A 21,539-nucleotide genomic window follows, 5' to 3' on the forward strand; every position below is an offset into this window, starting at 1 on the left:
TGACCTTGAGCGGGGGCTGGCGTTCCGGGGCAGGGGTGGGCCGGGGGCGGTAGCGTCGCTGGTGGGAGGTCGAGATGTCGGGTGCAACGGTGATTCCCACGCTGCGCTACCGCGACGCGGTGGCCGCGATCCGGTTCCTGCGGGACGCCTTCGGGTTCCGGGAGAAGCTGGTGGTGCCGGGCGCGGACGGCACGGTCGCGCACGCCGAGCTGACCCACGGCACCGGCATGGTCATGGTCGGCTCCACCACCGACGGCGGGGACGGCCGGATGCCGTTCGAAGCCGGTCCCGCCTGGCTGTACGTGATCGTCGAGGACGTCCAGGCCCACCATGACAAGGCTGTGGCCAACGGCGCGGAGATCGTATCGCCGCCGAAGACGGAGGAGTACGGCGGCAGCAGTTACACCGCCGCCGACCCCGACGGCAACCAGTGGACGTTCGGGTCCTACCGGCCCGAGGGCTGGTGAGGTAGGTCAGCTTTCGGGTCTGCCGACCGCGAGCGACTGTCCGGCCGGGTCGGGTCCAGGCGCGCTCTCTGTGTCCGCGGTCGCTTTGCGGTATTCGTCGTCTACGATTGCCACGAATTCGCGGGTACGCCTCGTCCCGCGAAGTGCCCTGCGGTACGGCCCGGCCACCTGCCAATAGCGTTGACCAGGGGCCCGCTTGAACAAGGCGGAGGCAAGTTGCCGCAACTCGTCCTCGGGTAGTTCATCCACCTTGTGGAGCATCGACCAGAACGACACGATCTGGTTGACGTAAACGTGCTGGCGATGCTCGTCGTGGTTGTAGGACGAGGGCACCACCTCGCCCCAGCACTCCAGCAGCGCCGGGTCGTCGAAAGCCATCGCGTACAGATTGAGATGGAAACTCCGTCGCGTCTGTTCGCGGTTCAGCTTGTTGTCGCGAGCCTGCATCATCAGCGAGATGGCTACGCCGCCGAGCGTCAGGGTTCCGATCAGGGTTGCTATCGCCCCGAAGGTCTCGGCGACGTCGCTCAGCCTGGCCCAGTCGGTGTTCGGCATGTCGCCGAGATACCCGAGAACGAACGGTGTCGCGAGAAGTACGGCCATGGTTGCCGTCGACAGCAGAACGGCGGCGGCAACCCGGCCATAGGGTGATCTGAAAGTGCCACGAAGACCCGGTTGCACATCGACTCCTCTGACTCGCGGTGAACGCTTGCCCGAGAGGGTATCGATCGATGTCTAGTGGCCGATGGATGGTCAGCGGTCGAACTCGCCCGCCTTCGTGCCTGCCAGGAAGGATTGCCAGTCACTCAGGGAGAAGAGTAGGACAGGTCCGACCGGGTGCTTCGAGTCGCGCACTGCCACCGCCGACTGGACCTGTGCGACTTCCACACAGTCACCCTGGGCTGCACCGCTGCGGGTGCTTTTACGCCACCCAGCGCCTGACAGGTCGACATCGCGCATAGGTCGTCTCCTCAAACATGCTCAGCGAGACTCTGCGCAACGGCAAGTATCCGTTGACGTGACAGTTGTGGACTGAGTGCCGCCGCGCAGAGATGGTCGAAAACTAGGCTATATCGTACGATTTCGTGCGCGTCGTCAAGGTAGACGGTTCCGCCGAACCCTTCGAGGTAGACGGTGTCCGGATCTCGGTGGTCGGGGAAGCGCATGACCCTGAAGGTGCCGGTCATGGCTTCGTACTCGCCGTGCTCGAACGGCAACACCTGGATGGTGATGTTCGGTCGCTCGCACGCCGTCGCCAGGGCAATCAGTTGATCTTTCATGATTGCCGAGCCGCCGATACGGCGGTGCAACGCCGCCTCGTCGAGCACCACCCAGAACTCCGGTGGGTTCGGCCGGTGCAGGATCTCCTGTCTGGTCAGCCGGATGCCGACCCGGCGCTCCACCTCTTCGTCGTCGTCCGGAGCGGCTGTCCGGATCAGGGCGCGTGCGTAATCCGCTGTTTGCAGAAGTCCGGGTATGAGCGTGAGTTCGTTGCCCCGAATCGATGCTGCTTCCGACTCGAGCTGAATCAATTTCAAATATGGGTGGGAGAGTTCCCCGTACTGCAGCCACCAGCCACCGCGGCGCTTGGACTCGCGGGCCAGCTCGATCAGCTCGTCGCGCTGGCCGGCGTCGTCGAGGCCGTACAGGTCCAGCAGCACCAGCAGGTCGCTGCGGCGTACGCCGACCTCGCCGTTCTCGATGCGGCTCAGTTTCGAGGGGGAGCAGTCGAGGGCGGGGCCGACCTGCTGGTGCGTCATCCCGGCGCGTTCGCGCAGCTCCCGCAGGGCCACGCCGAGGCGCCGGCGGCGCAGCGAGGTGCCCGAGGTGGCCATGACACTCCTTCGACGATCATCCATTGCCGACAGTGCGAGGAACAGTCTGCTGCCGCCCCGTCGGCTCAGGCAAGGGGACACCACGAGGGGCGGTCCGGAGAAGAATTCGCGCTCCGGGTTGCAAGTTGCATCTCGCGCGTGCACTGTGGAAGTCAGGAGCCCTGGTGACGGTCGTGCCGGGAGGCGACGTGCACACTGGACGCATCACTGACGCGCAGGCGGTCGGATACCGGCGGATGCTGCGCGACCACCTGCCCGATCCCGCGGCGCCCGGGGCGGCCTGCCGGCTGTGCCACCGCCCCGGCTGCGCCGACTACCACTACGCTTACCGCACCCTGCTCGTGGCCGGGAGGTCCACGGCGGTGGACGCGCCACCGGGCGAGTGACCCCGGCCGGGTGACGCCCGAAATCACGTGGCCCGGCCCGGGCGGCACGCGTACCGTGGCAGCGAAGGTGAGGACAGCTCGCCACGATGACTTCGAGGGAGGTGGCGACATGTCTGTCGAGGTATCCAGCACGCCATCCTCCCGGATCGCGTGACCCCCGTTTCACTCGCGCATCCATGACAAGGAATCCGATGACAGTCTCGCTGTCGTCCCTGGGCTGGGACGACCACTTCGCTTCCGCGTACCCCCTGTTCGACCGGCCGGACCACGTGCCGGGCCGGGTGGTGCGCGCCGACCGCGGCGTCTGCACGGTGCTGACCGCCGCAGGCACCGCCCGCGCCGGCCTCGGCGGGCCGGCCATGATCGCGGCCGCGGCCGATCCGGTCGCGCTGCCGTGCGCCGGTGACTGGGTGGCGCTGCGGCACTGGCCCGACAACCGCACCACCATCGAGGCGGTGCTGCCCCGACGCAGCGCCATCGTGCGCCGTACCGCCGACAAGGACGCCACCGGCCAGGTGCTGGCCGCCAACATCGACACCGCCGCGGTGATCGCCTCACCCGACCCGCTGCCCGAACCGTCGACGATCGAGCGCCTGCTCGCGCTCGTCTGGGAGTCGGGCGCGCGGCCGCTGCTGATCATCACCAAGGCCGACCTGGTCGCCGACCCGGCGGCGCTGGCCGATCAGCTCGCCGAGCTGGCGCCGGGCGTCGAGGCGATCGCGGTCAGCGCCGAGCACGGCACCGGCCTGGACGCGCTGCGCCCGCTGGTCGCCCACGGCCGCACCCTCGGCCTGGTCGGCGCGTCCGGCGCGGGCAAGTCGACGCTGGTCAACGCCTTGATCGGGGCGACCGTGATGCAGACCCAGGCGATCCGCAAGGTCGACGGCAAGGGCCGGCACACCACCACGTACCGGGCGCTGGTGCCGGTGCCCGGCGGCGGGGCGGTGCTGGACACCCCCGGCATCCGCGCGGTCGGCCTGCTCGACGGCGAACAGGGCCTCGACCGCACCTTCGCCGACATCGTCGCGCTGATCGAGCAGTGCCGCTTCCAGGACTGCGCCCACGAGACGGAGCCCGGCTGCGCCGTACGCGAGGAGCTGGCGAACGGCGGGCTGTCCGCCCGCCGCTGGGAGAGCTGGCGCAAGCTGCAACGCGAGCTCGCGTTCGAGTCCCGCCGCGCCCGCGCGCGCCGCACCGGCCGCGGCGGCCCCGCCACCCGCCCCGCCCACTGGAACTTCCGCTCCCGCTGACCGCCTCGCGGCCCGCACTTTCGGGGAAACTGCAGCTTACGAAGCCTCGCTTCGTGCAGTTTCCCCGAAACTGCTTCCCGAGACCGGGTCAGGGGACGTTGGTGAGGGGGCCGGCGCCTGGGGCGGGGGCCAGGCAGTAGTAGCGGTAGAGCTTTTCGGTGTAGGGGCCGGGGCAGTTCTGCCAGGTGGTCTCGATGCTGGTGATCACCGCGTCGTGGTCGTCCTCGCAGCGCACGAAGTCCGCGCTGTCGACGTGCAGGACGCGGTCGAACTTGACGCAGCCGCCCACCACGTCGAGCTTCTCCGCCGACGGGAGATCGGCCAGCGCCACGAACGCGATCACGCCGGCCAGGACGGCAGGGGCGAACCAGGACTTGAACCGGCGGAAGACGGGGCGGGTCGGCAGCAGCGGTGCCAGGTTGGATTCGGGCTGACCCGGGCGGGGGACCGGCTTGGCCAGGGCGAGCACGGTGCGCCGGCCGATCAGGTTGCGGACCAGCGCCAGCGGCGCGAGCACGAACGAGACCGGGCTCCACAGCCCGCTCGTGATCGTCTCGGCGGTGGCGTCGCGCATCTTCGCCAGGCCGCAGTCGCGGCAGAACGGACCCTGGATCCGGTGGAAGCGCACGTAGAGCACCAGGCCGATGTGCCGCCAGAAGGTCACGTCGGCGGCCGGGACGTGGCCGCAGACCACGCAGTCGAGCGGAACCGGCTCGGTCCGGCCCCGGCCGGCGAGCTGCGAGTCGATCAGATCCGTCACGAGCGCGAATGGTATGCGGCCAGGGCGGCCCGTGCACACCCGAATCCCGGGCGCCGGCTTCCCGAGACCGGCGCGGTGGTGCGTTCTGTGCCCGGCTCGCGCGGCGATCGCTGTTTCGGGTCGTTTTCCGCGGTACGCCCGCAGCTCATGACCCGAAACAGCGATCTTCGCCGGAGCCCGGCGGGTTGCCGCGCCGGGGCGGGCGGGTCAGGCGAGGAAGCCGCCGTCGATGTCGAGAGTCGCGCCGGTGACGTAGGCCGCCTCGGGGCCGGCCAGGTAGGCGACCGCGGCCGCGACCTCGTCGGCGGTGCCGTAGCGGCCGACCGCGAGCGCGGGCAGCAGCGCGCCCGACATCGGGCCGTCGGCCGGGTTCATGTCCGTGTCGACCGGGCCGGGCTGGACCGTGTTGACGGTGATGCCGCGCGGCCCGACCTCGCGGGCCAGGCCCCGGGTGAAGCCGGCGACGCCCGCCTTGGTCAGCGCGTACAGGCTGCCGCCCGCGAAGGGCATGCGGTCGGCGTTGACGCTGCCGATGGTGATGATCCGGCCGCCCTCGCCCAGGTGGCGCAGCGCCGCCTGGCTGGCGTGGAACACCGCGTGCAGGTTGACGCCGACGGTCTGGTCGTACACCTCGTCGGTCAGCTCGCCGATCGGCCCGAAGCCGACCACGCCCGCGTTGTTGACCAGGATGTCGAGCCGCCCGGAGCGCCGCGCGACCTCGTCCACCACCCCGCGCACCGCGTCCCGGTCGGCCGAGTCGGCCCGCACCGCGTACGCCGTGCCGCCCTCGGCCTCGATCTCCTTGACCACCGTCGCGGCCGCGTCGGCCGAGGACTGGTAGGTCACCGCCACGGTGGCTCCCTCGCGGGCCAGGCGGCGGGCGATCCCCGCGCCGATGCCGCGCGACCCGCCGGTCACCAGGGCCACCTTGCCGTTCAGCTGCTGCTTCATCACTCGCTCCCTCGCTCGAATTCTTGAGTGCTCATTCAATATGGCAGCGGAGGGCCGGCGCTGTCACGTGATATATTGAACATTCACTCAAGAAATTCGCCGGAGGTGCGGGATGGCGATGGGCAGGCCGCGGGAGTTCGACCTCGACCGGGTGCTCGGTGCCGCGCTCGACGTCTTCTGGGCCAAGGGCTACGAGGGCACCACGATGGCCGACCTGACCGCGGCCACCGGGCTGAAGCCCGGCAGCGTGTACGCCGCCTTCGGCTCCAAGGCCGGCATGTTCTCCCAGGTGCTCGACCGCTACGAGGAGTCGGTCTTCCGGTATGCCCGCGACGCGATCGGTGAGCCGACCGTGCGCGGGGTGATCCGGCACTGGCTGGAGGGCGTGGCGCGGGCCACCACCGGCCCGGACACCCCGCCGGGCTGCCTGCTGGTGCACGGTGCGCTGGCCGCCGGGGACGGCGCGGCGTCGATCCGGGCCGAGCTGGCCCGCCGGCGCGACAGCGGCGAGCGGTTCCTGGTGGCGCGGCTGGAACGGGCCCGCGCGGAGGGCGACCTGCCGGCCTCGGTCGATCCACGGGCGGCGGCGGGCTACATCTTCGCCCTGTCCTCGGGGCTCGCGGTCGAGGCCGCGGGCGGCGCGGACCGCGAGCGGCTGCTGCGCACCGTCGAGCTGACCCTGCACCGGCTGCCCTGGGAGTGACCCGCGAGCGTGCCGGGGCCGGGCGGGCGGGTGACCGGCGCCACCGCCAGCGCTCGGGAATCGGCGACGGGCGTCTCCCTGTTCATCCTCCTGGGTGACCCGCTCAGGCGGCTTCCGCGCGCCGGACGAGTGGTTCAGGCCGCATGCGGTGGTTCGCGGGGCCGTCGCGAATCGCCGGGTTAGCACGTGTGTTCGTGGCGCGAAACGAGAATGTCGGGGGCCGGGGCTAGAGTTGCCCAGGCACGCGACTGCACTGCGTGCTGAGCGTGTCGTGCTGCCCCCGACCCATGCCCTGAGCTGGGCCGTCGCCGTGGCGGACCGCCCGTAGACATCGCCGAAAGACCGTGTGGGGAGAGCCTGCTGTGAGCGACCGACTGATCATCCGTGGGGCGCGCGAGCACAACCTGCGCGACGTCAGCCTGGACCTGCCGCGCGAAGCGATGATCGTGTTCACCGGGCTGAGCGGCTCCGGGAAGTCGAGCCTCGCCTTCGACACGATCTTCGCGGAGGGGCAGCGGCGCTACGTCGAGTCGCTGTCGTCGTACGCGCGGCAGTTCCTCGGCCAGATGGACAAGCCCGACGTCGACTTCATCGAGGGCCTGAGCCCCGCGGTCTCCATCGACCAGAAGTCGACCTCGCGTAACCCGCGCTCGACCGTGGGCACCATCACCGAGGTGTACGACTACCTGCGTCTGCTCTTCGCCCGCGTCGGCCAGCCGCACTGCCCCGTGTGCGGTCACCTGATCAGCCGGCAGAGCCCGCAGCAGATCGTCGACCGGGTGCTCGCCATGGCCGAGGGCACCCGCTTCCAGGTGCTCGCGCCGGTGATCCGCGGCCGCAAGGGCGAATACCTCGACCTCTTCTCCGACCTGCAGAGCAAGGGCTTCGCCCGGGTCCGGGTCGACGGCGTGGTGCACCCGCTGGGCGAGGTGCCGAAGCTGGCCAAGCAGAAGAAGCACGACATCGAGGTGGTCGTCGACCGCCTCGCCGTCAAGGAGAGCTCCAAGCAGCGGCTCACCGACTCGGTGGAGACCGCGCTGGGCCTGGCCGGCGGCATCGTGATCATGGACTTCGTCGACCTGCCCGAGGACGACGAGCACCGCGAGCGCAAGTTCTCCGAGAACCTGGCCTGCCCCAACGAGCACCAGCTCGGCATCGAGGACCTGGAGCCGCGGGTCTTCTCCTTCAACTCGCCCTACGGCGCGTGCCCCGAATGCACCGGCCTGGGCACGAAGAAGGAGGTCGACGCGGAGCTGGTCGTCCCCGACCCGGAGAAGAGCCTGAGCGAGGGCGCGATCTCCCCGTGGGCGGGCGGGCAGACCCAGGAGTACTTCTCCCGGCTGCTGGAGGCGCTCGGCGAGGAGAACGGCTTCGACATGGACACCCCGTGGCGGGCCATCACCGCGCGGGGCCAGAAGCTGATCCTGCACGGCGCGGAGAACCAGGTGCACGTGCGCTACCGCAACAAGTACGGCCGCGAGCGCTCGTACTACTCCGGTTTCGAGGGCGTGATCCCTTGGCTGGAGCGCCGGCACGCCGACACCGAGAGCGAGTGGTCCCGGGACAAGTACGAGGGCTACATGCGGGAGGTGCCGTGCTCGGTCTGCGCGGGCACCCGGCTCAAGCCCGAGGTGCTGGCGGTGACCCTGGACGGGCGCAACATCGCCGAGCTGTGCGCGCTGTCGGTCGGCGAGGCCGCGGTGGTGCTGGCCGGGCTGGAGCTGGACGACCGGCAGCGCTTCATCGCCGAGCGGGTGCTCAAGGAGATCAACGCGCGGCTGCGCTTCCTGGTCGACGTCGGCCTGGACTACCTGTCGCTGAACCGGCCGTCGGGCTCGCTGTCCGGTGGTGAGGCGCAGCGCATCCGGCTGGCCACGCAGATCGGCTCCGGCCTGGTCGGCGTGCTGTACGTGCTGGACGAGCCGTCGATCGGCCTGCACCAGCGGGACAACCACCGCCTGATCGAGACCCTGGTGCGGCTGCGCGACCTGGGCAACACCCTGATCGTGGTGGAGCACGACGAGGACACCATCCGCACGGCCGACTGGGTCGTCGACATCGGTCCGGGCGCGGGCGAGCACGGCGGGCGCATCGTGCACAGCGGTCCGTACGAGAAGCTGCTGGTCAACGAGGAATCGGTGACGGGGGCGTACCTGTCGGGGCGCCGGGAGATCGCGACCCCGGCGCACCGCCGCCCGGCCACCCCGGGCCGCGAGCTGACCGTGGTCGGCGCGCGCGAGCACAACCTGCGCAACGTGTCGGTGGCCTTCCCGCTGGGGCAGTTCATCGCGGTCACCGGCGTGTCCGGCTCGGGCAAGTCGACCCTGGTCAACGACATCCTGTACACGGTGCTGGCGAACCAGATCAACGGGGCGCGCATGGTGCCGGGCCGGCACACCCGGGTCACCGGCCTGGAGCACGTGGACAAGGTCGTCGGCGTGGACCAGTCGCCGATCGGGCGCACCCCGCGCTCGAACCCGGCGACGTACACCGGCGTGTTCGACAACATCCGCAAGCTGTTCGCGGAGACGACCGAGGCGAAGGTGCGCGGCTACGGGCCGGGGCGCTTCTCGTTCAACGTCAAGGGCGGGCGCTGCGAGAACTGCGCCGGCGACGGCACGATCAAGATCGAGATGAACTTCCTGCCCGACGTGTACGTGCCGTGCGAGGTGTGCAAGGGCGCCCGGTACAACCGGGAGACCCTGGAGGTGCACTACAAGGGCAAGACCATCGCCGAGGTGCTGGAGATGCCGATCGAGGAGGGTGCCGAGTTCTTCCAGGCCATCCCCGCGATCCACCGGCACCTCAAGACGCTGGTCGACGTCGGCCTGGGGTACGTGCGCCTCGGCCAGAGCGCGCCGACCCTGTCCGGCGGTGAGGCGCAGCGCGTGAAGCTCGCCTCCGAGCTGCAGAAGCGCTCCACCGGGCGCACCGTGTACGTGCTCGACGAGCCGACCACCGGCCTGCACTTCGAGGACATCCGCAAACTGCTGCTGGTGCTGCAGGGGCTGGTCGACAAGGGCAACACGGTGATCGTGATCGAGCACAACCTCGACGTGATCAAGTCGGCGGACCACCTGATCGACATGGGCCCCGAGGGCGGCCACCGCGGCGGCAGCGTGCTCGCCACCGGCACGCCCGAGCAGCTCGCGGCGGTCCCGGAGAGCTACACCGGCCAGTTCCTCAAGCCGATGCTCGCCGCGCACCCCGCGGCCCCGGTCACCCCGCCCCGCGCCCGCAAGGCCCGCACCAAGGCCGCCGTGGCCTGACCGGCCGACCCGACCCCGTCCCGGCGACCACCTCCGCGGTCGCCGGGACTTTCCGTGCGCGCCGGCGCTGCGCCATCCGCCGCCCGCGGCCGGATTTCACGCGCCTCGCGCTCGCCGCATCCATGATCACTCGACTTGCCAGGCAGGTGGGCGTAAGCGAGCTCAAGATACGCCCAGGTGCCGGGCAAGTCGGGCGATCTTGTGGCGGTGGGCGAAGAAAATAGTTGAACTCGCAGCTAAATTTCAGAACGGGCCGCTAGGTTGATCCAGAGAAACTCTCACCTACACCTGGAAGGCCCTCATGAGTGACGTGACGACGTCCGGCGCGACCTCGCGCCGGGTCCTGCTGGCCTCCGCGGGCGCCGTCGGCGCCGGCGCCCTGCTCGCCGCGTGCGGCTCAGAGGCTCCCGCGACCGAGCCGAGCGACGGAGCGACGAACCCCGGCGCGGCCGGTCAGAGCGGCACGGCCGTCGGCGCGGGCACCGTGCTCGGCAAGGCGGCGGACATCCCGGTCGGCGGTGGGGTGATCTTCAAGGAGCAGGGCGTCGTCGTCACGCAGCCCACCGCGGGCCAGTACGTCGGCTTCAGCGCGATCTGCACCCACCAGGCCTGCCCGGTGAGCCAGGTGGAGGCCGGGAAGATCAAGTGCCAGTGCCACTTCAGCGAGTTCTCCATCACCGACGGCTCGGTGCTCCAGCCCCCCGCCCCCCGCGCGCTGGACAAGAAGGAGATCAAGGTCGAGAACGGCGAGATCAAGCTCGCCTGACTCGCGCCGCAGTTTGGGGGAGACTGCACGAATGGTGCCCACCGTTCACGCAGTCTCCCCGAAACTGCAGCGATCTTGGGCGCGACGGGTCGGGCTTGGGCGGGCCCGGGGTCCCATGTGGACCTGAGCTGCCCGGCTTCGGATCGCGCTCGGAGGGGCTGTCGGACTGATCGTCTAGGCTTGGCGGCGTGGCTGATCCGTCCCAGTACCGGCCCGCGCCGGGCACGATTCCCGACGCGCCCGGGGTGTACCGGTTCCGCGACGAGCAGGGCCGGATCATCTACGTCGGCAAGGCCAAGAGCCTGCGCAGCCGGCTGAACTCCTACTTCGCCGACGTCTGGACGCTGCACCAGCGCACCCAGCAGATGGTCACCACCGCGGCCGGCGTGGACTGGGTCGTGGTCGGCACCGAGGTCGAGGCGCTGCAGCTGGAGTACTCCTGGATCAAGGAGTACGACCCCCGCTTCAACGTGAAGTACCGCGACGACAAGTCGTACCCGTACCTCGCGGTCACCCTCGACGAGGAGTATCCGCGGCTGCTGGTGATGCGCGGGGCCAAGCGCAAGGGCGTGCGCTACTTCGGGCCGTACTCGCACGCCTGGGCCATCCGGGAGACGCTCGACCTGCTGCTGCGCATCTTCCCGGCGCGCACCTGCTCGGCGGGCGTGTTCAAGCGGGCGGGGCAGATCGGCCGGCCGTGCCTGCTCGGCGACATCGGCAAGTGCTCCGCGCCGTGCGTGGGCCGGGTCAGCGCGGCCGAGCACCGCGGCATCGTCGAGGACTTCTGCGACTTCATGGCCGGGCGCACCGACACCATGCAGCGCCGCCTGGAGAAGCAGATGCACGAGGCGTCGGCGGCGATGGAGTACGAGCGCGCCGCGCGCCTGCGCGACGACCTGATCGCGCTGCGCCGGGCCATGGAGAAGCAGTCGATCGTGCTGTCCGACGGCACCGACGCCGACGTGGTCGCCTTCGCCGACGACCCCCTCGAAGCCGCGGTGCAGGTCTTCCACGTGCGCGACGGGCGGGTGCGCGGCCAGCGCGGCTGGATCGTGGACAAGACCGAGGAGCTGAGCATCGGCGACCTCGTGCACCACTTCTGCACCCAGATCTACGGCGGCGAGACCGGCGAGGCAGACGTGCCCCGCGAGCTGCTCGTGCCGGAGCTGCCCGCCGACGCCGACGCGCTGACCGACTGGCTGTCGCAGCACCGGGGCTCCCGGGTGACCATGCGGGTGCCGCAGCGCGGCGACAAGAAGACGCTGATGGAGACCGTCGCGCGCAACGCCCTGCAGGCGCTGGCCCAGCACAAGCTGCGCCGGGCCGGCGACCTCACCGCCCGCAGCAAGGCACTGGAGGAGATCGAGGACGCGCTCGGGCTGGCCGCCGCGCCGCTGCGGATCGAGTGCTACGACATCTCGCAGATCCAGGGCACCGACGTGGTGTCGAGCATGGTGGTGTTCGAGGACGGCGTGCCCAAGAAGTCCGACTACCGGCGGTTCATCATCAAGGGCGCGACCGACGACGTGTCGGCGATCAGCGAGGTGATGCGGCGGCGCTTCGCCCGCTACCTGGCCGAGGGGCCGGTGGACCCGACCGAGGAGGCCGCCGCGGGGCGGCCGAAGCGCTTCGCGTACCCGCCCCAGCTGGTCGTGGTCGACGGCGGCGCTCCGCAGGTCAACGCCGCGGCCGCGGTGCTCACCGAGCTGGGCGTCACCGACGTGGCCATCTGCGGGCTGGCCAAGCGGCTGGAGGAGGTCTGGCTGCCCGACGACTCGATGCCGATCATCCTGCCCCGCACCGCCGAGGGGCTCTACCTGCTGCAGCGGGTCCGCGACGAGGCGCACCGCTTCGCCATCCGCTTCCACCGCGAGCGGCGCTCGGCCCGGATGACCGCCTCCGACCTCGACAGCGTGCCCGGCCTGGGGGAGATCCGCCGCAAGGCCCTGCTGCGCCATTTCGGCTCGCTCAAGCGCCTCGCGGCGGCGAGCGTCGACGAGATCGCCGAGGTTCCCGGCATCGGCCCGCGCACGGCCGTCGCCGTGCTCACCGCCCTCGGCGTGCCGCCGCAGGCTGCCCCGTCGGGCGGCCCCGCGCCGACCGGGCAGGCCGCGCTGACCGAGCAGGCCGGGCCTTCCGAGCAGGCGGGGCAGGTCGCGCCCACGCCGCCGGCCGGGTCCGCCGGGCCTGACGCGGCCGGCCCGCAGGCGACATCCGCGCCGGGTGCGACGGCGGCCACGGCGGAGTAGCCCGGCCCGCCTGGCTAGGATGTTCTCTCGTTGCCGACATCCGGTGGCAACGTGCCCGTCCGCCGCCTGAGGTTCGCTGGACCCGGTGGCCGTCACGGGCGGCCGCCCCGGCAGGCGGCGACGACAGCAGTGGGGGCACACGTGAGCGTGGATACACCGGCCCGGCGCAGCACGCCGGGCGAGCGTGGTGAGCAGCAGGCCGAGCCCAGGGTGACCGGGGACGAGTCGGGGGAGGGCCCGGCCACGAACCTGGTGGTGGTGACCGGCGTCTCCGGCGGCGGGCGCAGCACCGTGGCCCGTGCCCTGGAGAACGTCGGCTACTACGTGGTCGACAACCTGCCGCAGGCACTGCTGGTGCAGCTCGCCGAGCTGGCCGCGAAGGCCGGCGGCGCGGCCCGGCACACCGCGATGGTGCTCGACGTGCGCAGCCGCGTCTTCTCCACCGACCTCGCCGGCGCGATCCGCGACCTGCGCGAGAAGGGCTTCTCGCCGCGCGTGGTCTTCGTCGACGCCGACGACGAGGTGCTGATCCGGCGGTTCGAGAGCGTACGCCGCTCGCACCCGCTGCAGGGCGACGGCCGGCTGTCCGACGGCATCGCCGCCGAGCGCTCGCTGCTGGCCGAGGCCCGCGAGCAGGCCGACGTGCTGATCGACACCTCGCACCTGAACGTGAACCAGCTCCGGGCCCGGGTCGAGGAGCTGTTCGCCAGCCCCGAGGCGCTGCGGCTGCGGGTCACCGTGCTGTCCTTCGGCTTCAAGTACGGCCTGCCCCCGGACGCCGATTTCGTGCTCGACGCCCGCTTCCTGCCCAACCCGTACTGGGTGCCCGAGCTGCGCGAGCACACCGGCCGCGAGGAGGGCGTCAGCCGGTACGTGCTGGGCCAGCGCGGGGCGAACACGTTCGTGGAGACGTACGCCCGGCTGGTGACCGCGACCGCGCCCGGCTTCGAGCGGGAGGGCAAGCGCTACCTGACGGTGGCCGTCGGCTGCACCGGCGGCAAGCACCGCAGCGTCGCCATCGCCGAGGAGCTGGCCAAACGCCTGCGCGAGCTGCGCGTCGTCGCCCACGCCCAGCACCGCGACCTGGGACGCGAATGAGCGAGGTCGGTTTCAGGCCGCAGGCGGGCGGTGACCGGATCCGGGTGGTGGCGTTCGGCGGCGGGCACGGGCTGAGCGCGAGCCTGCGCGCGCTGCGCGCGACCGGCCTGCCTCTGGAGATCACCGCCGTGGTCACCGTGGCCGACGACGGGGGCTCCAGCGGCCGGATCCGCGCGGGCCGCGACGTACTCCCTCCGGGTGATCTGCGACAGGCGCTGGCCGCCCTCGCCGGCGACGACGATCTCAGCGACCGCACCGCCCGGCTGATGCAGTACCGCTTCGCCGGCGCCGACGAGCTGGCCGGGCACCCGGTCGGCAACGTGGTGCTGTGCGGCCTGATGGAGCAGCTCGGCGACCCGGTCGCGGCGCTCGACCTGGCCGGGGCGATGCTGCGTGCGGTGGGCCGGGTGCTGCCGATGTCGAACAAGCCGCTGGGCATCGAGGCCGACCTGTTCGTCGGCGGCAGGCAGGTCACCGTGCGCGGCCAGCACCAGGTCGCGGTCGCCCAGGGGCGGGTGCTGGAGGTGCGGCTGGAGCCGCCGGAGCCCGACGCGTGCCCGCAGGCCCTGGCGGCGATCGCCGACGCGGACTGGTTGGTGTTCGGGCCCGGGAGCTGGTACACCAGTGTCATCCCGCACCTGCTGGTGCCGCAGCTGGCAGCCGCGGTCACGGCGAGCGCGGCACGCCGGCTGGTGACCCTGAACCTGGCGGCGGACTCCGAGACGGTGGGCCTGTCCCTGCCCGATCACCTGGACGCACTGGGTCGGTACCTCCCGGACCTCAAGGTCGATATTGTTCTGGTCGACAGGAATGCCGTGGGAGACCCCGAACCGGTCGCGAATGCGGCAGAATCACTCGGTGCTCGCATCGCGATCGCTCCGGTGGCCGTCCAGGACGGCACCGCGCGACACGATCCGGTCCGATTGGGCCGCGCACTGGTGCCACTCTTGGCCACCGCTCGTTAAGCACGTACGACAAACCGCACGACACAATCAGGCATCACAGCCGCGACCGGCCACGAGGTGACGACACGATGGCGATGACCGCTGCGGTCAAAGACGAGCTCAGCCGGGTCGACGTGCCCAAGCCGTGCTGCCGGCGCGCGGAGATGGCGGCACTGCTGCGCTTCGCGGGCGGGCTGCACATCGTCTCGGGCCGCGTCGTGGTGGAGGCGGAGCTGGACACCGGAGCGGTGGCCCGGCGGCTGCGCACCACCATCGCCGACCTGTTCGGCTACCCGAGCGAGGTGCACATCCTCGCGTCGGGCGGGCTGCGCAAGGGCAGCCACTACATCGTGCGCATCGTCAAGGACGGCGAGGCGCTGGCGCGCCAGACCGGCCTGCTGGACGTGCGCGGGCGGCCGGTGCGGGGCCTGCCGCCGAACGTGGTCTCGGCGAGCGTCTGCTGCGCCGTCGCGGCCTGGCGCGGGGCGTTCCTGGCGCACGGCTCGCTGACCGAGCCCGGCCGCTCCTGCGCCCTGGAGATCACCTGCCCGGGTCCGGAGTCGGCGCTGGCGCTGGTCGGCGCGGCCCGCCGCCTCGGCATCACCGCCAAGGCCCGCGAGGTGCGCGGCGTCGACCGCGTCGTGGTCAAGGACGGCGACGCCATCGCCGCCCTGCTCACCCGCATCGGCGCGCACTCCAGCGTGCTGGCCTGGGAGGAGCGCCGGGTACGCCGCGAGGTCCGCGCGACCGCCAACCGCCTGGCCAACTTCGACGACGCCAACCTGCGCCGCTCGGCCCGCGCCGCGGTAGCCGCCGCGGCCCGCGTCACCCGCGCCCTGGAGATCCTCGCCGACGACGCCCCCGGCCACCTGACCAGCGCCGGCAGGCTGCGCCTGGAACACCGCCAGGCCTCCCTGGAGGAGCTGGGCGCCCTCGCCGACCCGCCGCTCACCAAGGACGCGATCGCCGGCCGCATAAGGCGTCTGCTCGCCCTCGCCGACAAGCGCGCCCGCGACCTGGGCATCCCCGACACCGAAGCAGCCGTCACCGCCGAAATGCTCACCGTCTAACCCCGCCCGCCCCCGAGAACGCCGCACCCCACCCCGGGGACCGCGGCGTTCTCGCGTCCCCGCCCAAGATCGCGACGATCTTGCGCGGGATGTGGGTACGACTCACCCGAAGTGGGCAAAGTGTCAACAGTTCGCGCAAGATCGTCGCGATCATGGGTGCGGGATCGTTGTGGGGTTGTGTGACTGGGGACACGGGGGTGAAACAAAGACCCCGGCGGGGATGTCTGTCACAGCTCAGCTAGGGTCGGAACCGTACGGCGACGCTGCCGGCAGCTCGGCCGCGACGCCGTCCGCCAGGTGTGTTGGCGGCGTGACCGGGCGAGTGACCTATCGGCCGCCGCACTGGGCGAACAGCCGCCAGTCGGCGCACATGGCGAGGAGATGGGACCTGTGACCATCCGGGTTGGCATCAACGGCTTCGGCCGGATCGGGCGTAACTTCTACCGGGCGCTGCTCGCGTCCGGCGCGGACATCGAGCTGGTGGCCGTGAACGACCTGACCGACAACGCGACGCTGGCGCACCTGCTCAAGTACGACTCGATCCTGGGCCGCCTGCCCTACGAGGTGAAGGCGACCGAGACCGAGCTGACGGTCAACGGCAAGTCGTTCAAGGCGTTCGCCGAGCGCGACCCGGGCAAGCTCCCCTGGGGTGACCTGGGCGCGGACGTCGTCATCGAGTCGACCGGCCTGTTCACCGACGCCGCCAAGGCGAAGGTGCACGCCGACAACGGCGCGAAGAAGGTCATCATCTCGGCCCCGGCCAAGGGCGAGGACATCACGATCGTGCTGGGCGTGAACGGCGACAAGTACGACGCCGCCAAGCACACGATCATCTCGAACGCCTCCTGCACCACAAACTGCCTCGCCCCCATGGCGAAGGTCCTGAACGACACGATCGGGATCGAGAAGGGTCTGATGACCACGATCCACGCGTACACCCAGGACCAGAACCTGCAGGACGGCCCGCACAAGGACCTGCGTCGCGCCCGCGCCGCGGCCCTGAACATCGTGCCGACCTCGACCGGCGCCGCCAAGGCGATCGGCCTGGTGCTGCCGGAGCTGAAGGGCAAGCTGGACGGCTTCGCGCTGCGCGTGCCGATCCCGACCGGCTCGGCCACCGACCTGACCTTCACCGCCGCCCGCGAGACGTCGGTCGAGGAGGTCAACGCCGCGATCAAGGCCGCGGCCGAGGGCCCGCTCAAGGGCATCCTGGTCTACACCGAGGACGAGATCGTGTCGTCGGACATCGTGACCGACCCCGCCTCCTGCATCTTCGACGCCGGCCTGACCAAGGTCATCGGCAACCAGGTGAAGGTCGTCGGCTGGTACGACAACGAGTGGGGCTACTCGAACCGCCTGGTGGACCTCACCAAGCTCGTGGGCGCCTCGCTGTAATGCGCGGCCTCGACGAATTGCTCGCCGAGGGTGTCTCGGGTCGGCGCGTGCTCGTGCGCGCCGACCTGAACGTGCCCTTCGTCAAGGACAGCCCCGGGACGATCGCCGACGACGGCCGGATCCGGGCGGTGCTGCCGACCATCACGGCGCTGCGCGACGCGGGCGCCTCGGTGATCGTCATGTCGCACCTGGGCCGCCCCAAGGGCGAGCCCGACCCGAAGTACACGCTCGCGCCCGTCGCGACGCGCTTCGCGGAGCTGCTCGGCTCGCCGGTGACGTTCGCCGGTGACACGGTCGGCCCGTCGGCGCAGGACGCGGTGGCGGCGCTGACCCCCGGCGGCGTGGTGCTGCTGGAGAACCTGCGCTTCAACGTGGGGGAGACCAGCAAGGACGACGCCGTGCGCGGCGCGTTCGCCGACCAGCTGGCGGCGTTCGGCGACGTGTACGTCGACGACGCCTTCGGCGCGGTGCACCGCAAGCACGCCAGCGTCTACGACGTCGCGTCCCGGCTCCCGCACTACGCGGGCGGCCTGGTGCTGCGCGAGGTCGAGGTGCTCAAGCGGCTCACCGAGGACCCGGCCACGCCGTACGTGGTGATCCTGGGCGGCTCGAAGGTCTCCGACAAGCTCGCCGTGATCGAGGCGCTGCTGGGCAAGGCCGACAAGCTGCTCATCGGTGGCGGCATGTGCTTCACCTTCCTCAAGGCCCAGGGCCACGAGGTCGGCGCGTCGCTGCTGCAGGAGGAGATGCTCGACACCTGCCGCGACCTGCTGGCCCGCGCCGGCGACCGGATCGTGCTGCCCACCGACGTGGTGGTGGCCGACAAGTTCGCCGGCGACGCGCAGACCGACACGGTCGCCGCGACGGAGATCCCGGCCGGCTGGCTCGGCCTGGACATCGGCCCGGCGTCGGTGGCGCTGTTCACCGAGGCGCTGTCGGGCGCGAAGACGGTCTTCTGGAACGGCCCGATGGGCGTGTTCGAGCTGGCTCCGTTCGCCAACGGCACCCGGGGTGTGGCCGAGGCCATCACCAAGGTCGACGGCTTCACCGTGGTCGGCGGCGGCGACTCGGCCGCGGCCGTGCGCGCGCTCGGCATCGACGAGGCCGCGTTCGGCCACATCTCCACGGGCGGCGGCGCCTCCCTGGAGTACCTGGAGGGCAAGTCGCTGCCCGGTCTCGAAGCCCTGGAGGCAGCGTGAGCGCGAGGAGCGAGCTTGCGAGCCTCGCAGTCGCGAACTTCTGGAGGCTCAGCCATGGCTGACGTGAAGCGCCGGCCGCTGATGGCCGGCAACTGGAAGATGAACCTCAACCACCTCGAAGCCATCGCGCTCGTGCAGAAGCTGGCCTTCAGCCTCACCGAGAAGCAGCTCGAAGAGGTCGAGGCCGCGGTGCTGCCGCCGTTCACCGACATCCGCAGCGTGCAGACGCTGGTGGACGGCGACCGGCTGCTCATCAAGTACGGGGCGCAGGACCTCTCGGCGCACCCGTCCGGCGCGTACACCGGGGAGATCTCCGGCGCGATGCTGGCGAAGCTGGGCTGCTCGTTCGTGACGGTGGGCCACTCGGAGCGCCGGCAGTACCACAACGAGTCCGACGCGCTGGTCAACGCCAAGGTCAAGGCGGCGCTGGCCAACGAGATCACGCCGATCCTGTGCGTGGGCGAGGGCCTGGACATCCGCGAGAAGGGCGAGCACGTCGAGTACACGCTCGCGCAGCTCGACGGCGGCCTGGCCGGGCTCACCCCGGCCGAGGTGGAGAAGGTCGTGGTGGCGTACGAGCCGGTCTGGGCGATCGGCACCGGCAAGACCGCCACGCCCGAGGACGCCCAGGAGGTCATCGGGGCGATCCGTGCCCAGCTGGCCAAGACCCAGGGCGAGTCCACCGCGCAGGCGGTGCGCGTGCTCTACGGCGGCTCCGTGAAGGCGGGCAACGTCGCCGCGATCATGGCGCAGCCCGACATCGACGGTGCGCTGGTCGGCGGGGCGAGCCTCGACGCCGACGAGTTCACCAGGCTCGTCCGCCTCGGCCTCTGAGCCGGCGGCACGATCCTGCTCCGCCCCCGCGGCTCCGGCCGCGGGGGCGGACTTCGTTCCGGGCCGGGCCGTCCATGCACGCTAAGTGATCTTTCGAACGCCCGCAGTCCTGCTTTGTTGCGATCTGACTCCCGGCTGCCGCGCCGGTCACCATAGTGCCTAGAGTGTGCGCGTGGCCGGGCGACCGAGACGTCGTGCGGCTTCGAGCGGTTCACCCCCCGACCACCCCTGAGATCCTTGGCGGGCCACCCCCACGCCCGCTGGGAGGACGACGATGCCATACCTCAAGCACCGCATGCGGCGGATCACCGCCGCCGCCGTCGCGGTCATGGCGCTCGGCGCCGCCTCCGCCTGCGACTCGGCGGCCGACGCCAACGACACGGTCTCCACGGGCGGCACCCTCCGCGTCGTGTTGCCGCAGCTCCCGGAGCACCTGGACCCGCAGCGCATCGCGGCGGCGATGGACAACAACATCAGCCGCCTGATGTCGCGCACCCTGACCACCTACCGGGCCGAGCCCGGCGCGGCCAGCGGCGAGCTGGTGCCCGACCTGGCCACCGACCTCGGCCGGCCGAGTGAGAAGAACACGGTCTGGGAGTTCAAGCTGCGTGAGGGGGTGAAGTGGGAGGACGGCTCGCCCGTCAACTGCTCGCAGGTCAAGTACGGCGTGGAGCGCAACTTCGCGGCGCTGTTCGACTCGGGTCTGCCCTACGCGGAGCTGATGCTGGCCGACAACGCCACCCCGTACGAGGGCCCGTACAGCGGCAAGGGCCTGGACTCGGTGGTCTGCGAGGACACCCGGACCATCAAGTTCAAGCTCAAGCAGCCGGCCGGCGACTTCAACTACACGGTGGCGCTGCCGATCTTCTCGCCCGCCAAGCAGGGCGCGGACGGCGACAAGGACGCCTACGACAAGCGTCCGCTGTCCAACGGCCCCTACCGCATGGAGCCACGGTCCAGCGACACCACCTTCACGCTGGTCCGCAACGAGCACTGGTCGGCGAGCCTCGACTCGGTCCGCAAGGGTCACCCCGACAAGATCGTCTTCGTGATCGACTCCAACGACCCGGCCGTCACCAACGCGCTGATCCAGGACCAGGGCGCCGACCGCAACACGGTCATGCTGCAGAGCAACGTGGCGCCGAACTTCCTGCAGCAGGTCATCAACGACCCCAAACTGTCGCAGCGGGTGGCGACGGGCCCCAGCGGCTCGGTGCGCTACTTCGCCATCAACACCGTCAAGATGCCGAACCTGGACTGCCGCAAGGCGCTGGCGTACGCGTTCAACAAGCGCAAGTACCGCCAGGCCATGGGCGGCTCCGTGATCGGCGACCTGGCCACCTCGATGATCCCGCCGAACCTGCTGGCGCATGCCAAGTTCGACCACTACGGCACCCTCACCGACAGCGACGGCGACGAGGACAAGGCGCTCGCGCTCATCGACAAGGCGAGGAAGGACGGCAAGCCCTGCCCCGAGAAGATCTCGGTGGTGCTGCCCGACAACGACACCATCGCCCGCTACGTCAAGACCATGGTCGACGCCTACGTGCGCGTCGGTATCAAGGTCGACTTGAAGCGGCTGCCCGCCGACACGTACTGGGGCAGCATCGCCGACATCGGCCACGGCAACCACCTGGTCTACGCCGGCTGGATCCCGGACTGGGCGAACGGCTCGGCGGTCATCCCGCCGCTGTTCGACGGCAAGCTCGTCAAGCCCACCGGTGAGCAGAGCGGCTCGAACTACTCGTTCCTCAACGACTCGGACATCAACAAGGCGATCTCCGACGCGCTGGCCGAGCAGGACCTGAACCGGCAGTACAAGCTGTGGGGCGAGATCGACAGCAAGCTGTCGGAGCTGGCCGTGACCATCCCCGTGCTGTACCCGAACGCGATCCGCATGTACGGTTCGAACGTCGCGGGGGCTTTCATCCACGCCCAGTTCGGCGCGCCCGACCTGGCGTCGCTGGGCCTGAAGGACCCCTCGATCCCGGTGGATGTGACCTCCTCGGCCTCCTAGCCGGTACGATGGACCGCTATTGTTGACCGACACCCAAGGCCGCGCGAGCGGCCACCGAGCCTAAGGACACCTGCTCATGCCGATCGGCTTCGCCTACACGTTGATCGTGTTGCTGATCATCACCAGCGCCCTGCTGACGATGCTGGTCCTGCTGCACCGGGGCAAGGGCGGCGGCCTGTCCAGCATGTTCGGCGGCGGCGTGTCGTCGAGCCTGGCCGGGTCGTCGGTGGCGGAGAAGAACCTCGACCGCTACACCGTGCTGGTGGGCATCGTCTGGTTCGCCTGCATCGTGGGGCTCGGCCTCTGGCTGAAGCTCGAAATGGCCGCCGGCGCCGTCGGCTGACGA

20 protein-coding genes are annotated in these 21,539 nt (G+C 70.7%); 15 read left to right on the forward strand and 5 right to left on the reverse strand.

What is annotated here, in order from left to right:
* Nucleotides 1–74: 74 nt before the first annotated feature.
* Nucleotides 75–467 carry a VOC family protein gene (locus Cco03nite_RS31080; RefSeq protein ID WP_203696660.1) on the forward strand — a complete coding sequence of 131 codons (393 nt, stop codon included), beginning with the start codon at nucleotides 75–77 and terminating at the stop codon, nucleotides 465–467.
* A gap of 6 nt (nucleotides 468–473) precedes the next feature.
* On the opposite strand, the gene Cco03nite_RS31085 is transcribed toward Cco03nite_RS31080, so the two are convergent.
* From Cco03nite_RS31085 to Cco03nite_RS31095, 3 genes are all read right to left on the reverse strand, one after another.
* The gene (locus tag Cco03nite_RS31085; protein ID WP_203696662.1) at nucleotides 474–1,148 is read right to left on the reverse strand and encodes a DUF6082 family protein; all 675 of its coding nucleotides are present in this window, start codon (nucleotides 1,146–1,148) and stop codon (nucleotides 474–476) included.
* Nucleotides 1,149–1,220: 72 nt separating this feature from the next.
* Nucleotides 1,221–1,427, reverse strand: coding sequence for a DUF397 domain-containing protein (locus Cco03nite_RS31090; protein WP_203696664.1), 207 nt, complete (start codon nucleotides 1,425–1,427; stop codon nucleotides 1,221–1,223).
* 11 nt (nucleotides 1,428–1,438) lie between these two features.
* Nucleotides 1,439–2,302, reverse strand: coding sequence for a helix-turn-helix domain-containing protein (locus tag Cco03nite_RS31095; protein WP_203696666.1), 864 nt, complete (start codon nucleotides 2,300–2,302; stop codon nucleotides 1,439–1,441).
* Nucleotides 2,303–2,466: 164 nt separating this feature from the next.
* Here Cco03nite_RS31095 and Cco03nite_RS31100 point away from each other — a divergent pair, with 164 nt between their 5' ends.
* Both Cco03nite_RS31100 and rsgA read left to right on the forward strand, forming a co-directional pair.
* The gene (locus tag Cco03nite_RS31100; protein WP_203696668.1) at nucleotides 2,467–2,688 is read left to right on the forward strand and encodes a hypothetical protein; all 222 of its coding nucleotides are present in this window, start codon (nucleotides 2,467–2,469) and stop codon (nucleotides 2,686–2,688) included.
* Between the two features lie 191 nt (nucleotides 2,689–2,879).
* Nucleotides 2,880–3,938: a ribosome small subunit-dependent GTPase A gene (gene rsgA / locus Cco03nite_RS31105; RefSeq protein WP_203696675.1), complete on the forward strand. Its 1,059-nt coding sequence runs from the start codon at nucleotides 2,880–2,882 to the stop codon at nucleotides 3,936–3,938.
* Between the two features lie 88 nt (nucleotides 3,939–4,026).
* Here the strand turns inward: rsgA and Cco03nite_RS31110 are convergent, their stop codons facing one another.
* Entirely contained in the window at nucleotides 4,027–4,698 is a 672-nt protein-coding gene (locus Cco03nite_RS31110) for a hypothetical protein (protein WP_203696678.1), read from the reverse strand.
* A gap of 207 nt (nucleotides 4,699–4,905) precedes the next feature.
* On the reverse strand, nucleotides 4,906–5,649 hold the full coding sequence (locus tag Cco03nite_RS31115) for a 3-oxoacyl-ACP reductase family protein (protein WP_203696680.1): 744 nt from the start codon (nucleotides 5,647–5,649) through the stop codon (nucleotides 4,906–4,908).
* A 118-nt stretch (nucleotides 5,650–5,767) separates the two neighbouring features.
* On the opposite strand from Cco03nite_RS31115, the gene Cco03nite_RS31120 reads away from it, so the two are divergent.
* The 12 genes from Cco03nite_RS31120 (at nucleotide 5,768) to secG (ending at nucleotide 21,536) form a co-directional block, all read left to right on the forward strand.
* On the forward strand, nucleotides 5,768–6,352 hold the full coding sequence (locus Cco03nite_RS31120; RefSeq protein WP_203696682.1) for a TetR/AcrR family transcriptional regulator: 585 nt from the start codon (nucleotides 5,768–5,770) through the stop codon (nucleotides 6,350–6,352).
* A gap of 362 nt (nucleotides 6,353–6,714) precedes the next feature.
* Nucleotides 6,715–9,621, forward strand: a complete 2,907-nt coding sequence (uvrA, locus tag Cco03nite_RS31125; protein ID WP_203696689.1) for an excinuclease ABC subunit UvrA — start codon at nucleotides 6,715–6,717, stop codon at nucleotides 9,619–9,621.
* Nucleotides 9,622–9,922: 301 nt separating this feature from the next.
* Nucleotides 9,923–10,387 carry a Rieske (2Fe-2S) protein gene (locus tag Cco03nite_RS31130; protein ID WP_203696691.1) on the forward strand — a complete coding sequence of 155 codons (465 nt, stop codon included), beginning with the start codon at nucleotides 9,923–9,925 and terminating at the stop codon, nucleotides 10,385–10,387.
* A 188-nt stretch (nucleotides 10,388–10,575) separates the two neighbouring features.
* Complete coding sequence (gene uvrC / locus Cco03nite_RS31135; protein WP_203696693.1) at nucleotides 10,576–12,636, forward strand: excinuclease ABC subunit UvrC; 2,061 nt, start codon at nucleotides 10,576–10,578, stop codon at nucleotides 12,634–12,636.
* 210 nt (nucleotides 12,637–12,846) lie between these two features.
* Nucleotides 12,847–13,734, forward strand: coding sequence for an RNase adapter RapZ (gene rapZ, locus Cco03nite_RS31140; RefSeq protein WP_203696728.1), 888 nt, complete (start codon nucleotides 12,847–12,849; stop codon nucleotides 13,732–13,734).
* Nucleotides 13,731–14,699: a gluconeogenesis factor YvcK family protein gene (locus Cco03nite_RS31145; RefSeq protein ID WP_203696701.1), complete on the forward strand. Its 969-nt coding sequence runs from the start codon at nucleotides 13,731–13,733 to the stop codon at nucleotides 14,697–14,699. Before rapZ ends, Cco03nite_RS31145 begins: the two co-directional genes overlap by 4 nt.
* Nucleotides 14,700–14,767: 68 nt before the next feature.
* Nucleotides 14,768–15,748, forward strand: a complete 981-nt coding sequence (gene whiA, locus Cco03nite_RS31150) for a DNA-binding protein WhiA (RefSeq protein ID WP_120315989.1) — start codon at nucleotides 14,768–14,770, stop codon at nucleotides 15,746–15,748.
* 390 nt (nucleotides 15,749–16,138) lie between these two features.
* Complete coding sequence (gene gap / locus Cco03nite_RS31155) at nucleotides 16,139–17,143, forward strand: type I glyceraldehyde-3-phosphate dehydrogenase (protein ID WP_120315988.1); 1,005 nt, start codon at nucleotides 16,139–16,141, stop codon at nucleotides 17,141–17,143.
* On the forward strand, nucleotides 17,143–18,342 hold the full coding sequence (locus tag Cco03nite_RS31160; RefSeq protein WP_203696703.1) for a phosphoglycerate kinase: 1,200 nt from the start codon (nucleotides 17,143–17,145) through the stop codon (nucleotides 18,340–18,342). The genes gap and Cco03nite_RS31160 overlap by 1 nt, the downstream gene beginning before the upstream one ends.
* Nucleotides 18,343–18,396: 54 nt before the next feature.
* Nucleotides 18,397–19,176, forward strand: coding sequence for a triose-phosphate isomerase (gene tpiA / locus Cco03nite_RS31165; protein ID WP_203696705.1), 780 nt, complete (start codon nucleotides 18,397–18,399; stop codon nucleotides 19,174–19,176).
* A gap of 274 nt (nucleotides 19,177–19,450) precedes the next feature.
* Entirely contained in the window at nucleotides 19,451–21,193 is a 1,743-nt protein-coding gene (locus Cco03nite_RS31170; RefSeq protein WP_203696707.1) for an ABC transporter substrate-binding protein, read from the forward strand.
* A 76-nt stretch (nucleotides 21,194–21,269) separates the two neighbouring features.
* Nucleotides 21,270–21,536, forward strand: a complete 267-nt coding sequence (secG, locus tag Cco03nite_RS31175) for a preprotein translocase subunit SecG (RefSeq protein ID WP_203696709.1) — start codon at nucleotides 21,270–21,272, stop codon at nucleotides 21,534–21,536.
* The last annotated feature ends 3 nt before the right edge of the window (nucleotides 21,537–21,539 follow it).

It is taken from the genome of Catellatospora coxensis (genome assembly GCF_016862635.1).
GTDB classification, from domain to species: domain Bacteria; phylum Actinomycetota; class Actinomycetes; order Mycobacteriales; family Micromonosporaceae; genus Catellatospora; species Catellatospora coxensis.

Bases quoted from the DNA above. Each gene is read 5' to 3' on its own strand.
- Cco03nite_RS31080 (WP_203696660.1), top strand. From the start codon at position 75: ATGTCGGGTGCAACGGTGATTCCCACGCTGCGCTACCGCGACGCGGTG.
- Cco03nite_RS31090 (WP_203696664.1), bottom strand. From the start codon at position 1,427: ATGCGCGATGTCGACCTGTCAGGCGCTGGGTGGCGTAAAAGCACCCGC.
- Cco03nite_RS31095 (WP_203696666.1), bottom strand. From the start codon at position 2,302: ATGGCCACCTCGGGCACCTCGCTGCGCCGCCGGCGCCTCGGCGTGGCC.
- rsgA (WP_203696675.1), top strand. From the start codon at position 2,880: ATGACAGTCTCGCTGTCGTCCCTGGGCTGGGACGACCACTTCGCTTCC.
- Cco03nite_RS31115 (WP_203696680.1), bottom strand. From the start codon at position 5,649: ATGAAGCAGCAGCTGAACGGCAAGGTGGCCCTGGTGACCGGCGGGTCG.
- Cco03nite_RS31120 (WP_203696682.1), top strand. From the start codon at position 5,768: ATGGGCAGGCCGCGGGAGTTCGACCTCGACCGGGTGCTCGGTGCCGCG.
- Cco03nite_RS31130 (WP_203696691.1), top strand. From the start codon at position 9,923: ATGAGTGACGTGACGACGTCCGGCGCGACCTCGCGCCGGGTCCTGCTG.
- Cco03nite_RS31145 (WP_203696701.1), top strand. From the start codon at position 13,731: ATGAGCGAGGTCGGTTTCAGGCCGCAGGCGGGCGGTGACCGGATCCGG.
- whiA (WP_120315989.1), top strand. From the start codon at position 14,768: ATGGCGATGACCGCTGCGGTCAAAGACGAGCTCAGCCGGGTCGACGTG.
- Cco03nite_RS31160 (WP_203696703.1), top strand. From the start codon at position 17,143: ATGCGCGGCCTCGACGAATTGCTCGCCGAGGGTGTCTCGGGTCGGCGC.
- tpiA (WP_203696705.1), top strand. From the start codon at position 18,397: ATGGCTGACGTGAAGCGCCGGCCGCTGATGGCCGGCAACTGGAAGATG.
- Cco03nite_RS31170 (WP_203696707.1), top strand. From the start codon at position 19,451: ATGCCATACCTCAAGCACCGCATGCGGCGGATCACCGCCGCCGCCGTC.
- secG (WP_203696709.1), top strand. From the start codon at position 21,270: ATGCCGATCGGCTTCGCCTACACGTTGATCGTGTTGCTGATCATCACC.